The organism is Anaeromicrobium sediminis (assembly GCF_002270055.1).
In the GTDB taxonomy this organism is placed as follows: Bacteria; Bacillota; Clostridia; order Peptostreptococcales; family Thermotaleaceae; genus Anaeromicrobium; species Anaeromicrobium sediminis.
Genome location: NZ_NIBG01000001.1, coordinates 74,213 through 88,982 on the forward strand (window position 1 = coordinate 74,213; position 14,770 = coordinate 88,982).

15 protein-coding genes and 1 other annotated feature are annotated in these 14,770 nt (G+C 31.7%); all 15 genes read left to right on the forward strand.

Annotated features, from left to right (window positions below; translation table 11 throughout):
• The first annotated feature begins 10 nt into the window (after window positions 1-10).
• Window positions 11-1,195 (forward strand): cysteine desulfurase NifS, encoded by a 1,185-nt coding sequence (gene nifS / locus CCE28_RS00350; protein WP_095129829.1) that lies wholly within the window; start codon window positions 11-13, stop codon window positions 1,193-1,195.
• The gene (gene nifU / locus CCE28_RS00355; protein ID WP_095129831.1) at window positions 1,195-1,632 is read left to right on the forward strand and encodes a Fe-S cluster assembly scaffold protein NifU; all 438 of its coding nucleotides are present in this window, start codon (window positions 1,195-1,197) and stop codon (window positions 1,630-1,632) included. The genes nifS and nifU overlap by 1 nt, the downstream gene beginning before the upstream one ends.
• A gap of 118 nt (window positions 1,633-1,750) precedes the next feature.
• On the forward strand, window positions 1,751-2,851 hold the full coding sequence (gene mnmA, locus CCE28_RS00360) for a tRNA 2-thiouridine(34) synthase MnmA (protein WP_095129833.1): 1,101 nt from the start codon (window positions 1,751-1,753) through the stop codon (window positions 2,849-2,851).
• A gap of 103 nt (window positions 2,852-2,954) precedes the next feature.
• Entirely contained in the window at window positions 2,955-3,149 is a 195-nt protein-coding gene (locus tag CCE28_RS00365; RefSeq protein ID WP_095129835.1) for a hypothetical protein, read from the forward strand.
• Between the two features lie 63 nt (window positions 3,150-3,212).
• Window positions 3,213-3,434 (forward strand) — a binding site (T-box leader).
• 48 nt (window positions 3,435-3,482) lie between these two features.
• The gene (gene alaS, locus CCE28_RS00370) at window positions 3,483-6,122 is read left to right on the forward strand and encodes an alanine--tRNA ligase (RefSeq protein WP_095129837.1); all 2,640 of its coding nucleotides are present in this window, start codon (window positions 3,483-3,485) and stop codon (window positions 6,120-6,122) included.
• A gap of 130 nt (window positions 6,123-6,252) precedes the next feature.
• Window positions 6,253-6,501 carry an IreB family regulatory phosphoprotein gene (locus CCE28_RS00375; RefSeq protein ID WP_095130796.1) on the forward strand — a complete coding sequence of 83 codons (249 nt, stop codon included), beginning with the start codon at window positions 6,253-6,255 and terminating at the stop codon, window positions 6,499-6,501.
• 9 nt (window positions 6,502-6,510) lie between these two features.
• The gene (locus CCE28_RS00380; RefSeq protein WP_095129839.1) at window positions 6,511-8,670 is read left to right on the forward strand and encodes a hypothetical protein; all 2,160 of its coding nucleotides are present in this window, start codon (window positions 6,511-6,513) and stop codon (window positions 8,668-8,670) included.
• A 3-nt stretch (window positions 8,671-8,673) separates the two neighbouring features.
• Window positions 8,674-9,624 (forward strand): aldo/keto reductase, encoded by a 951-nt coding sequence (locus CCE28_RS00385; protein ID WP_095129841.1) that lies wholly within the window; start codon window positions 8,674-8,676, stop codon window positions 9,622-9,624.
• Between the two features lie 15 nt (window positions 9,625-9,639).
• On the forward strand, window positions 9,640-10,050 hold the full coding sequence (gene ruvX / locus CCE28_RS00390; RefSeq protein WP_095129843.1) for a Holliday junction resolvase RuvX: 411 nt from the start codon (window positions 9,640-9,642) through the stop codon (window positions 10,048-10,050).
• 18 nt (window positions 10,051-10,068) lie between these two features.
• Window positions 10,069-10,299, forward strand: coding sequence for a DUF1292 domain-containing protein (locus CCE28_RS00395; RefSeq protein ID WP_095129845.1), 231 nt, complete (start codon window positions 10,069-10,071; stop codon window positions 10,297-10,299).
• Window positions 10,283-10,450, forward strand: a complete 168-nt coding sequence (locus tag CCE28_RS21930) for a hypothetical protein (protein WP_207652844.1) — start codon at window positions 10,283-10,285, stop codon at window positions 10,448-10,450. Before CCE28_RS00395 ends, CCE28_RS21930 begins: the two co-directional genes overlap by 17 nt.
• Before the next feature lie 56 nt (window positions 10,451-10,506).
• Entirely contained in the window at window positions 10,507-10,953 is a 447-nt protein-coding gene (locus CCE28_RS00400) for a Fur family transcriptional regulator (RefSeq protein ID WP_176461571.1), read from the forward strand.
• Between the two features lie 255 nt (window positions 10,954-11,208).
• On the forward strand, window positions 11,209-12,879 hold the full coding sequence (locus CCE28_RS00405) for a ribonuclease J (protein ID WP_408606984.1): 1,671 nt from the start codon (window positions 11,209-11,211) through the stop codon (window positions 12,877-12,879).
• A 183-nt stretch (window positions 12,880-13,062) separates the two neighbouring features.
• Entirely contained in the window at window positions 13,063-14,067 is a 1,005-nt protein-coding gene (gene mltG, locus CCE28_RS00410) for an endolytic transglycosylase MltG (protein WP_095129849.1), read from the forward strand.
• A 60-nt stretch (window positions 14,068-14,127) separates the two neighbouring features.
• A complete protein-coding gene (locus tag CCE28_RS00415) occupies window positions 14,128-14,769 on the forward strand; it encodes an O-methyltransferase (protein ID WP_095129851.1) in 642 nt (213 codons plus the stop codon).
• The last annotated feature ends 1 nt before the right edge of the window (window position 14,770 follow it).

Here is a 14,770-nt window from a genome sequence, read left to right on the forward strand (position 1 = left end):
GGCTGATGAAATGAACAAGAGAATTTACTTAGATTATGCTGCCACAACACCAGTTAAAGAAGAAGTTTTTCAGGCTATGAAGCCTTATTTTACAGAAGCTTTTGGGAATCCATCTAGTGTGTATTCTTATGGTAGAGAAGGAAAACAAGCCATTGATACAGCTAGAAAACAGGTAGCTAAAGCTATTGGATCTAAAACTGATGAAATATTTTTCACAGGGGGAGGTTCAGAAGCTGACAACTGGGCAATAAAAGGGATTGCATATGCTAATAAAAACAAGGGGAAACACATAATAACAAGTAATATTGAGCATCATGCAGTATTACATACTTGTGAGTATCTAGAAAAAGAAGGATTTAAAGTAACTTATCTAGAGGTGGATGAGTATGGACAAATAAGAATAGAAGATTTAAAGAAAGCTATAACAGATGAAACTATTCTTATAACTATTATGTTTGCAAATAATGAAGTTGGAACTATACAACATATTAAAGAAATTGGGGAAATTGCTAGGGAACACAAAATATATTTCCATACGGATGCAGTACAAGCTCTTGGAAATGTAAAAATAGATGTAAATGAATTAAATATAGATCTACTTAGTGTATCTGCTCATAAGGTATATGGTCCAAAGGGCGTGGGAGCCTTATATGTAAGAAAAGGTATAAAGTTATTCTCTTTCATACATGGTGGAGCTCAAGAGAGAAGAAGAAGAGCAGGTACTGAAAATGTTGCAGGTATTGTGGGCTTTGGAAAAGCTGCTGAAATGGCTACTGAAAATTTAGAAGAACATGTGTCTAAGATTAAGAAGTTAAGAGACAAGTTAATAGATGGGATAAATGAAAGAATAAAATATGTAAGACTTAATGGTCATCCTACAGATAGACTACCTGGAAATGTGAATTTCGTATTTGAGTTTATAGAGGGAGAATCTTTATTACTAAGTCTAGATTTAATTGGCGTGGCTGGTTCAAGTGGTTCTGCTTGTACATCTGGATCTTTAGACCCATCACATGTATTAATGGCACTTGGGTTACCTCATGAAATAGCACATGGTTCACTTAGATTAACTATAGGTGATTTTACTACTGAAGAAGATATTGACTATGTTTTAGAAAATTTACCTAAGATAGTAGACAGATTAAGAATGATGTCACCATTATATGAAGAAGTTTTAAAGGGAGGACAAAAGTAATGTATACAGAAAAGGTTATGGATCATTTTATGAATCCTAGAAATGTGGGAGAAATAGATAATGCCTCTGGAGTAGGACAAGTTGGAAATGCCAAATGTGGAGATATAATGAAAATTTATTTAGATGTTAAAGATGGTATTATTGAAGATGTTAAGTTTAAAACTTTTGGGTGTGGATCTGCCATAGCTAGTTCAAGTGTGGCTACAGAAATGATTAAGGGTAAAACTTTAGAGGAAGCTTTAAAACTTACAAACAGACAGGTTGTAAGTGCGTTAGACGGTCTTCCAGCACCTAAAATACACTGTTCTGTATTGGCAGAACAAGCTATAAAAAGTGCCATATTGGATTATGCTCAAAAAAATGGGTTACAATTTGATGAATTAAAAGATTTTAATCCAGATGAAGACCATCATGATCATGGTCATGACCATGAGTAAAAATTAATACTAAGTTATAGAAATTAAAGCTCAGGATTTTCTGAGCTTTTAATTTTTATTGTATATGTTAGAATAATATAGAAAAGAGAGATAAAACTAAAAGTAGTAGGTGATTAAGATGGAAAGTTTAGATAAGAAAAGAGTTGTAATAGGAATGAGCGGTGGTGTAGATAGTTCTGTAGCAGCATACCTATTAAAAAAACAAGGATACGATGTAATTGGAATAATGATGAATGTATGGCCAGAAAAAGGTGAAGATTTTCAAGAAAAGGAAGGTGGATGTTGTGGTTTATCAGCCGTTGATGACGCAAGAAGGGTTGCAAATAAATTAGATATTCCCTTTTATGTTGTGAATTTTAAAGAGGCCTTTGAGAAAAAAGTGATAGATTATTTTGTGGATGAATATATGAATGGAAGAACACCAAATCCATGTATTGCATGTAATAAATATTTGAAATTTGAGGAACTACTAAAAAAAGCCCATCAATTAGGAGCATACTATGTGGCCACAGGCCATTATGCTAAAATACAATATGATGAAACAATAGATAAATCCATAATTAGAAAATCTAATTCCATTAAAAAGGATCAAACTTATGCATTATATAATTTAACTCAAAATCAAGTTAGACATATATTAATGCCATTAGGAGAATTTTCTTCAAAGGAAGAAGTAAGAAAAATAGCAATGGATTTAGGACTAGATACGGCTGCAAAGCCTGATAGTCAAGAAATATGCTTTGTTGAAGATGACAATTATGGCAGGTTTATAGAAGAAGAACGTGGAGAAGAAATTAAAAAAGGAAAATTCGTAGATATAGATGGAAATATATTAGGAGAACACAAGGGAATTGTACATTATACTATAGGCCAAAGAAAGGGCCTTGGAATCGCATTGGGAAAACCAACTTACGTAGTTAGAATAGATCCAATTAAAAATGAAGTGGTACTAGGAGATAATAAAGATGTATTCAATATGGGTTTAATAGCAGAAAATGTAAATTTTATACATTTAGGTAAATTTGTAGATGGCTTAGAAGTTGAATGTCAAATAAGATATAATTCTAAGCCATCTAAAGCTAAATTATATCATTATAGTAATGGCCTTATAAAAGTTTTATTTGAAGAAGGCCAAAGAGCTATAACACCAGGTCAAGCAGTGGTATTTTATGATGGTGATTTATTATTAGGTGGAGGAACTATAACTAAAGCTATATAATTTATCAAATATTTTCTAGTGTACTTATTGAATTTTTTAAATTTTAAAGTGGAAAAATAATAATACTATATAAAAAATTTAAATTATAAAAAGGAGTATAACTATGAGAAATAAATTTATGTATGGAATTATTGCTGGTGGTATGATAGGAATGGCGACTAGTGCTTATATGAGTAATAGTATGAGTCCTCGCCAAAGAAGAAAGCTAATGAGAAGAGGACATAAATTAATGAGAAGAAGTCATAACGCAATTAACAAGGCAAATGACATGGTGGATGTGGTAAGAAATATTCTATAAGAATATGCGTTGACAAATAGTTCTAATTTTTATATAATCTACTAAAGTTAAATTAAAAATGAGAAAAATACTATGAAAAAGAAGAGTACACTTTATTTCAATTCACAGAGAGGAGATTCTAGGCTGAGAAATCTCTATTCGGATAAGGTAGAAGCAACTTTGGAGTATTAACTTTGAAAATAACAGTAAAGGTTAACGATTGGCATACGTTATAATGCTCTTACTAAGAGATTACAGTAACATGTAATAAGTAGGGTGGTACCGCGAGATACTCTCGTCCCTATCCCAGGGGATGAAAGTATCTTTTTTTTGAAAAAAAAGGAGAGTGTGAAAATGGAAAAAATGGGTTTAAATGAAATAAGAAAAAAATTCTTAGATTTCTTTGAAAGCAAAGATCATTATGCAAGGGAAAGTTATTCTTTAGTTCCTCAAGGGGATAAGAGTTTACTACTTATTAGTGCAGGAATGGCACCTTTAAAGAAATATTTCATGGGAGTAGAAACTCCTCCTAAAAATAGAATGGCTACATGCCAAAAATGTATAAGAACTGGAGATATTGAAAATGTAGGAAAGACTGCTCGTCATGCAACTTTCTTTGAAATGTTAGGAAATTTCTCTTTTGGAGATTATTTTAAGAGAGAATCCATAGCTTGGGGCTGGGAGTTTGTAACAAAACATTTAAACATGCCTGTAGAGAAATTATGGGTTAGTGTGTACTTAGATGATGATGAATCTTATGAAATATGGAATAAGGAAATTGGAGTACCTAAAGAGCAAATTGTAAGATTAGGAAAAGAAGATAACTTTTGGGAAATAGGAGTAGGCCCTTGTGGTCCATGTTCTGAAATTTATTATGATAGAGGAGAAAAGTATGGTTGTGACAATGTGGATTGTAAACCAGGTTGTGACTGTGATAGATATGTAGAATTTTGGAACCACGTATTTACTCAATACAACAAGGATGAACAAGGAAATTATAATCCACTACCTAATCCTAACATAGATACGGGAATGGGTTTAGAGAGAGTAGCATGTATAATGCAAGATGTGGATTCCATATTTGAAGTAGATACTATAAGGGCCATATTAGAAGCTGTATTAGATATAAGTAAAGCAGAATATGGCAAGGATGAAAAGACTGATACTTCAATTAGAATAATAACAGACCATATTAGATCCGTATCATTTATGGTATGTGATGGAATAATGCCAAGTAATGAAGGTCGTGGCTATGTATTAAGAAGATTACTAAGACGTGCGGCTAGACATGGGAAGTTATTAGGAATCAAAGGAGCCTTCCTAAACGGCTTAGTTGATAAGGTAATAGAAGTTTCAAAGGTGGCATATGGTCAATTAGAGGAAAGAAAAGATTATATTAAAAAAGTAATATCCATAGAGGAAGAAAGATTCCAAGAAACTATAGATCAAGGCAGTGAAATATTAAAAGAATACATAGAAGAACTTAGAAAAGAAGAGAATAAAGTATTATCAGGAGAGAAAGCATTTAAACTATATGATACTTATGGATTCCCTCTTGAACTAACTAAAGAAATATTAGAAGAAGAAGGTCTTGAAGTTAATGAAGAAAAATTTAAAGAAGAAATGGAACTTCAAAGGGAGAGAGCTAGATCTGCTAGAACAGACAATAGTTTAGAAGCTTGGAAAGAAGATGTATTCTCTCAAATAGATGATAGTACTAATACTGACTTTGTAGGGTATAACAATTATGTAGTAGAAGGACAGTTATTAAATATAGTAAAGGATAATGAGTTAGTAGATAAAGCTCAGGCTTCTGATAAAGTTACTCTAATATTAGATAAGACACCATTTTATCCAGAAGGTGGAGGTCAGCTAGGTGATAAGGGAACAATTGAGACTGATTCATGTAAAATAGAAATTTATGACTGTAAAAAAGGTAACAATGATTTAATTTTACATGTGGGAAAAATTATTGAAGGTTCAGTGAGTGAAAACGATAAAGTAATGGCTAAAATTAACATAGAGAACAGATTAAATTCTGCAAGAAATCATAGTGCTACTCACTTACTACACAAGGCTCTAAAAGAAGTGTTAGGTAGCCATGTGGAACAATCTGGTTCGTTAGTATCTGCAGATAGACTTAGATTCGACTTCTCCCATTTTACATCTTTAACTAAGGATGAAGTGGAAACTGTTGAAAGAATAGTTAATGAGAGAATACTAGATGGTCTAAAGGTAGAAACTGAAGAAATGTCCATAGAGGATGCAAGGAAAAAAGGTGCAACTGCCTTATTTGGAGAGAAATACGGAGAAAAAGTACGTGTAGTTTCAATGGATAAATACAGTATTGAATTATGTGGTGGGACCCACGTATCTAATGTAGGACAAATTGGATTATTTAAAATAGTAAGTGAAGGTGGAGTTGCAGCAGGAATCAGAAGAATAGAAGCAATAACTGGATTTAGCGCATATGAGTATACAAAGCATAAAGAGGCACAATTAAATGAGATTGCAAAAATTACTAAGTCCAGCCAAAAGGATGTAAGTAAAAAAGTAGAACAATTAGTAAATGAATTAAAATCCTATGAAAAGGAAATAAATGACTTAAAGAATAAATTAGCTTCTTCCTCTTTAGATGACATTATTAATAGTGTTGAGGAAATAGAAGGTATTAAAGTTATATCTAATAAAATTATGGGATTGGATATGAATTCATTAAGAACTATAGGAGATAAACTAAAGGATAAATTAGGATCTGGACTAGTTGTATTAGCAACTGAAAATGAAGGTAAAGTAAGTTTTGTTGCTATGGCTACAAAGGACGCGGTGGATAAGGGTATACATGCAGGTAATGTTATTAAGACTATTGCCAAAATTGCTGGTGGCGGCGGTGGAGGAAGACCTAATATGGCTCAAGCTGGAGCTAAAGATCCATCCAAAATAGATGAGGCCCTAAATAAAGTTAAAGAAGTAGTAAAAGAACAAATAAAATAAAAAAATTCTTTCTGGATCAAAAAAAATTTTAGTGGGCTTAAAGTAGTCCACTAAAATTTATATATGATATAATATGGGTAAATGGACATATCCGATTATAAAAGGAGTGGTATATGTGAGTGAAAATAACATGAACTATACAATGAAATTAGATGAGGTACAAAAGGAACAAATAAATGAGGCTGAGGAAATAATAAAAAGTGTGTACAAGGCTTTGAAGGAAAAAGGATACAATCCCATAAACCAATTAGTTGGATACATACTGTCTGGAGACCCAACTTATATTACTAGCCATAACAACGCTAGAAGTTTAATACGAAAATTAGAAAGAGATGAACTATTGGAAGAAATATTAAATACTTACCTAGAAAAGGAGTAGAAATAGTAGTTGAAAAATAAAATTTTAATAAGTTGCCTACTAGTATTTATGCTGGCCTTTTTTAATGGGGCTTATGGAGAGGCAAATAAGGATAAAAAGGTAGTCATGTTTGTAACTACCTATATGAACTTTCACGATTTAGAGACTATGGATAGTACTAATGGATTAATAAATACAGGATCAATTGGTCTTATGAATGCTAGAGCAGCTGGCAGCTACAGTATACATAAATCTTATTTAACCATTGGAACAGGAACTAGGGCAGATGCATCCTCTGGAAGTTTTTATTTTCAAAAATTAGATGAGGATTCAAAAGAGATCTATGAGCTTAGAACAGGTCGTTTGCTTAGTGAAGATGGGGGAATTATAAACTTAGACCAGGCAAGATTGGAAAAAATAAATGAAAATGGAGACTATGGTGCACAACCGGGAGCCTTAGGGGAAGCACTACATAAGGCTAACAAAAAGACTGCTATCATAGGGAACTTAGATATTAGTAATGAATTAAGAATTGCACCAAGTATAACTATGGATAAGGATGGATATACGGATTTTGGAACAATTGATAAAAGTATATTTAAACAGGATTTATCCTATCCCTTTGGTATAAGAGAAGATTATGGATTTATGAAATCTAAATTTAAAGACTTTTACCAAAAGGCTGACTTCATAGTTGTAGAAATTGGAGATTTGTATAGGTTAGAATCATATAAGTCAAATATGACTAATGAAGCTTATATGAATAAAAAAAGAATAGTGTTAGAAAATATTGATAATTTTATGAAAGAATGTATATCAGAGATGAACCTGGAAAAGGATGAAGTTATAATATTAAATCCATATCCATCTCAAGTGGATATGAGAAATGGTCAAAAACTTACTCCTATAATTTTAGCAGGAAATAACATTAAAAAGGGCATTGTATATTCTAACACTACTAGAAGAAAGGCCATAGTAGGAAATGTAGATGTGGCAGCCCATGTATTAAGTAGTTTCCAGTTAAAGGCTGAAGATATGAGTGGTAAGGACTTGATTTCTCTTTCCAAAGATAACAATATGGAATATGTTGAAAAACTATATAAGGATACAGTATTAGTATCAAAGAACAGGTATCCAGTATTGTCTACCTTTGCTGTTTTTGAAATAGTCATATCTTTGCTAGGTCTAATGTTAATTTTGTTTAAAGATAGAATTAGTAATAAGGGAATTAAATATTATACTAATATATTGCTTAGTACTATGGCAGTACCTGTAGTATTATTGCTTATACCTTTATTTGGTACATATAATATATATATTACCTATGTATTAGTCATAGGTGGAACCATATTACTTACTTTAATAGCTAAAAAGTTAGGAAAAGAACCATTAGATGGAATTTTAATATTGGCAAGTGCTACTACAATATTTCTCATGATGGATATATGTACAGGAGCTACCTTAATAAAGAAATCACTATTAGGATATGATCCTATAATAGGTGCCAGGTACTATGGTATAGGAAATGAATTTATGGGAGTTTTAATCGGATCTAGTTTAGTTTTTGCCACAGCCCTATTAGATAGATTCTCCATAAAAAGAATACATGTTGTGGCTTTCTTTACCCTATTGGTGATAATCATGGGATTTCCCAAATTAGGGGCCAATGTGGGTGGCACTATTACGGCCATATGTGCATTTATATTTGTTACACTTAGACTTTATGATGTGAAGATTAAATTAAAACATTTTCTCATTATAGGAGTTAGTGTGGTAGTAATAGTGGGTATATTAGCATATATAGACATAAAAGTATTAAATGGAGGCTCTCACTTGGGAAGAGCTGTTATGAAGATTATAAAAGAAGGTCCTGTTGAAGTCATAAGAATAATAAACAGAAAGATAAGTATGAACTTAAGATTAATTGGTATTACCATATGGAGCAAGGTTTTAATTAGTACTATATTAATTATAGGAGTGTTATTTTATAGGCCAACAGGAACCATATCTAGATTATCTAATAAATATCCAAATCTAACTAAGGGATTCTCAGGTATAGTTTGTGCTTGTATTGTTGCCTTTTTAGTAAATGATTCTGGGGTTGTGGCAGCTGCTACGGGAATAATATTCTTAGGAATGAGCATTTTGTATTTAATATTTTATATGGGACAAGATAGATTACAGGAGTAGAAAATGGAATATAGAAAATTAGGAAATACAGATTTAGTGGTATCTAGATTATGCTTTGGGGGTCTAACCGTAGGCCCTCTTCAAGCAAATCTGCCCATTGATGAAGGTGCTCGTATAATGGTGGAAGCCTTTAAACGAGGCGTGAATTTTATTGATACAGCAGAGTTATATGAAACGTATCCATACATAAGAGAGGCACTAAAACTTTACAATGAAAACCATATTATAATAGCAAGTAAATCCTATGCCTATGACAAGGATACAGCTAAAAATAGTATAGAAAAGGCTCGTAGGGAACTTAATAGGGATGTGCTAGATATTTTTCTATTACATGAACAGGAAAGTGAGCATACTCTAAGGGGACATTATGAAGCTTTAGAATATTATTTAAATTTAAAGGAAAAAGGAATTATAAAGGCTGTTGGCTTATCCACTCATACGGTTAGGGCTGTAGAGGTTGCAAGTAAAATGGATGAAATTGATGTTATTCATCCAATCATAAATAAGGCCGGTGTAGGAATTCAAGACGGAACAGTAGAAGATATGTTAGAAGCCATAAAAAAGGCATATACTAATGGTAAAGGGATCTATGGTATGAAACCAATTGGAGGAGGAAACCTTATAAAAGATGTACCTGCTTCCTTGGATTATGTTTTAAATATAGAAGAATTACATTCTATTGCCGTTGGAATGCAGACTGTGGAAGAAGTAATATATAATGTAAATAAATTTATAAACAAGGAAATTCCTAGGGAGATAATAAATAGAATTTCTACAAAGGAAAGAAAGTTACACATAGACTTTTGGTGTGAAGCTTGTGGTGAATGTGTAAAACACTGTAATCATAGGGCTTTGGAAATCATAGAAGGAAAGCTTATTGTAAAAAAAGAAAAATGTGTTTTATGCGGGTATTGTAGTAAATATTGTCCACAATTTTGCATAAAAATAGTCTAGAGGTGAGGTAAAATAATGAGAACAATGGGATTAGACGTAGGAGATAAGACTATAGGAATATCAGTGAGTGATCTTATGGGATGGACAGCTCAAGGTGTGGAGACCATTAGAAGAACTAATTTAAAAGCAGATTATAAAAGATTAGGAGAACTTATAAAAGAGAAAGAGGTCTCCAAATTAGTAGTGGGATTACCCAAAAACATGAATGGAACCTTAGGACCACAGGGAGAAAAGGTATTAGAATTTGTAGAAGGCATAAAAAGAAGATTTAAGGTTGAAATTGTAATGTGGGATGAAAGACTTACTACTGTATCGGCAGAAAAAATGCTTATAGGAGCAGATGTAAGTAGGAAAAAAAGAAAAAAAGTAATTGACATGGTGGCAGCTAACTATATATTACAAGGATATTTAGATGCGCAAAAATAGATAACAGGGGTGAATATAATGGAAAAGGGATACATAAATTTGATAGATGAAAATAATAAAGAAGTAAGATTTCAAATAATAGATATGATTGAAATGGATAATGATACGTATGCAATATTAATGCCTTTAGATGATAATGAAGAAGAAGGGGTAGTAGTATTTCAAGTCCTAGATGTTGAAAATCAAGTCCTTGAGTTAGTTACAGATGAGGAAATAGTTATGAAAGTAATCGATGAGTTTAATGAATAAGGTTACAAATTTCATGTGTGAGAAATGTGGATGTAGAATAGAAGATGAGAAAGCTACTAAATGTCCAAGGTGTCTAAGTATAATTAAATGCAGAATGAAATGTAGTGAATGTAAAGGGTGTAGTTTAAATATTTTTAAGAAAGATAAGTAGCTTTTTAGCTAAATCGTGAAAAAAAATACATATTTTAAAAATAAAGAGGTGTAAATGTGAATGAGATAATGGAGACAGTTAAAGATAGACTTAAGGAGAAGGGGTATAAACTGACTCCCCAGCGTAGAGCGACCTTAGATACTATCATAGAAAACAAGGGAAAACATTTGAGTACTGAAGAAATATATGATATAGTTAAAGAGAAGTGTCCAGAAATTGGATTGGCTACGGTATATAGAACGTTACAATTATTAGATGAGTTAGATATAATTTCAAAAATAAATTTAGATGATGGATGTAGTAGATATGAGCTGAATGATGATGATGACAATCATCAGCATCATCATTTGATTTGTACAAAATGTGGGGCTATAATAGAAGTGGGAGTAGATCTATTAGATGAATTAGAATCGGAAATTGAGAGAAATTACAATTTCACAATAAGTGATCATAAGGTTAAATTCTTTGGTCATTGTTCTAAGTGTAATAAATCCTGTAGCTAAAAAGTTACAGGATTTTATTTGAGTATGGGAAATTTGCCACAATGATTAGATTTTATTAATAAATAGTTAAGTATAATTTAATCATAGTGTTTACATATGTATAAAGTGAGCAATAATAATATATAATGAGAGAGTTTAAAATATTGCTAACATATTCCAAATCAAGTATAATTAAATAAGTGTTAAAATGTACGGCTTAATTTAGACTTTATAATAACTAAAATATAGATATACCAAAATATAAGGAGAGTGATAATTGTGGCAAGAAGAACAGCAAAAGTTAAAGTAATTCCTCTTGGCGGGTTGAATGAAATTGGTAAAAATATGATGGCCTTTGAATATAAGGATGATATTATAGTGGTAGATTGCGGGATGAGTTTTCCGGAAGATGACATGCTAGGAATAGACATCGTTATACCGGATATAACTTACCTAATTAAGAATAAAGATAAGGTTAGAGGGATCGTTCTAACTCACGGACATGAAGATCATATTGGGGCATTACCTTATGTTCTAAAGAGATTGAATGTACCAATCTATGGAACTAAATTAACATTAGGCCTAGTAGAGAATAAATTAAAAGAGCATAAATTAGTATCTAGTGTTCAAACTAATATAGTAAAGCCAGGAGATACTATTAAATTAGGAAATTATAAAGTAGAGTTTATGAAAACCAGCCATTCTATTGCAGATGCAGTATGTTTAGCTATTCACACACCAGTGGGAGTTATTGTTCATACGGGAGATTTTAAAATAGACTTTACTCCAATAGATGGTGAACCTATAGATTTTCATAGATTGGCAGAACTTGGGAAAAAAGGAGTACTTTTACTATTGGCAGATTCAACAAATGTGGAAAGACCTGGATATACCATGTCAGAAAGAACTGTAGGTGTAACTTTTGAGAATATATTTAGGAATGCCACTCAGAGAATAATAGTAGCTACCTTTGCTTCTAATGTTCATAGGGTACAACAGATTTTTGATGCAGCTCATAAATTCAATCGAAAGGTATCTGTATCAGGAAGAAGTATGGTGAATGTGGTAAACGTGGCTATGGAGTTGGGATATTTAAAAGTTGCAAATGATATATTAATTGATATAAATGATATTAATAAATACCCAGACCATGAAATTGTAGTTATAACTACAGGAAGTCAAGGAGAACCTATGTCAGCGCTATCACGAATGGCTTCATCTGAGCATAGGAAATTAGAGATACATCCAGGTGATTTAGTAATATTGTCAGCTACACCGATTCCAGGAAATGAAAAAACTGTAGCTAGAGTTGTAAATCAATTATTTGAAAAGGGTGCCAATGTAATATATGAAGCCTTAGCAGATGTGCATGTATCTGGTCACGCATGTCAAGAAGAATTAAAAATGATGCATGCTTTAACAAAACCTAAATTTTTTATACCAGTTCATGGGGAGTATAGACACTTAAGACAACATGGGAAACTGGCTGAAAGCCTTGGAATGCCAAAAGAAAATATCTTTACTATAGAAACTGGCCAAGTTGTGGAAATTTCAAAGGACCATGCTAGAGTTGCGGGCAGTGTACCTGCTGGAAAGATACTAGTAGATGGACTTGGTGTTGGAGATGTGGGAAATATAGTATTAAGAGATAGAAAGCATTTGTCAGAAGATGGGTTAATGGTAGTTGTAGTTACTATAACGAAAGAAAATGGACATGTAGTATCAGGACCTGATATTATTTCAAGAGGATTCGTATATGTTAGAGAATCAGAAGTGCTTATGGAAGAAGCTAGAAAAGTGGTTAAAAATGCATTACAAGTATGTGAGAGTAATGGAATAAGAGAATGGGCCGTATTAAAATCATCTATAAAGGATAGTTTAAGAGGTTTCTTATATGAAAAAACAAAGAGAAGTCCAATGATATTACCTATTATTATGGAAGTATAATAGACATATACAAGATTATAGGTGAAGGAATAAAAATAAAGGAATAGTATTTCACAATATTAAAAAAACTATTAAAGAGAACTCTTTAATAGTTTTTTTACTTAATTAAGATAAAATATTGTAAATAGATGTAGATAAATGTATAATAGATTAGATAGGATTTAAGCCTTTGGAGGAATTAAAATGAAAAACAAGAAAAAATTTTTCGCTGTAGGAATAGTAATATGCGTTCTATTTATCTTAATTACATACTACAAAATTCAAATAGGACCAGTAAATCCTAATGATAATAAGAAGATACTAGTTACTATTCCTAAAGGTGTATCAACATCTCAAATTGGGAACATACTAAAAGATAAAGAATTAATTAACAATACTACTACTTTTAGAATATTAAATAAGCTATCAAAGACTAACGGCAAATTAAAAGCGGGAAACTATATATTATCTAAAAGTATGAGTGCAAAAAAAATTGTTGACGAAATGGTGTTAGGAAATGTAGTAGAAAATACTATTAAATTTACAATACCAGAAGGATTTGAATTAAGGCAAATTGCAGATAGACTTGCAAGCATGAACTTAATTGATAAAGACAAATTTTATAAACTGGTTAATGAGGGGAATTTTGAATATGAATTTTTAAATGATATTCCTAAGGGAGAAAATCGTCTAGAAGGATTCTTATTTCCAGATACCTATGAAATACATGAAGGTGCTAGTGAAAATGAAATTATAATGAAAATGCTGGACAGGTTTAATGATGTTTTTTATGAAGCATATAAAAATAAAAGTATAGATAGGGATATGACAATTAAAGAAATAGTTACACTAGCTTCTGTTATTGAAAGAGAAGCTAAGTATGATAAAGAAAGACCCATAGTTGCAAGTGTATTTTATAATAGAATAGATAAAAATATGAAATTACAATCATGTGCTACAGTACAATATATTTTAAAAGATAGAAAACCTAAACTATCTATAAAAGATACTCAAATCGATTCTAAATATAACACATATCTTTATGCAGGGTTACCAGAAGGTCCAATAGCTTCACCTGGAAAGGCATCTATTAATGCTGCTCTAAATCCTGCCGACACACAATACTTATATTTTGTAGTGGGAAAAAATGGGCAACACTATTTCAACAAAAGCTATAAGGAACATTTAACGGATAAAAATAGAAGCTAACATGAAAACTAATACGTTAACGTATTAGTTTTTATAAAGTGCAAGGAGGATTAGTATATTTTGAGTAATATAGTTAATGAAGTAGTAGAAGAATATATAAGGAATAATATAAAAAGATATGATGGGATTTTAAAAGAAATGGAAAGCTATGCAGAAGAAAACCATGTGCCTATTGTACAACCAGAAGTGGCTAAGTTCTTAGAAGTCCTTGTAAAAATGCATAAGCCTAAAAGGATATTGGAAGTTGGAACAGCTATTGGATATTCTTCAATAATATTATGTAAGGATGATGATAACAGGCAAATAGTTACCATAGAAAGACGTCCAGATCGAGTGGTTGAGGCTACTAATTATATAGATAAGGCAGGCTTGAAAGACAGAATAAGAATCATAGAGGGTAGTGCAGAGGAAGTTTTAGAACATGTAGATGGACAATTTGATATGATTTTCTTAGATGCGGCTAAAGGCCAATATATGAATTTTTTAGAATTGAGTATAGATAAATTAAAATTTGGTGGAGTGCTAATTTCTGATAATGTATTATACAAGGGAATGATAGCTGCTGATGAATACGTAGTGAGAAGAAAAAAGACTATAGTAAAGAGAATGAGAACTTATATTGATTACATCAATAAAAAAGATGAATTGACCACATGCGTAATACCAATTGGTGATGGTGTTGCCATAAGTTATAAAGGCTAGG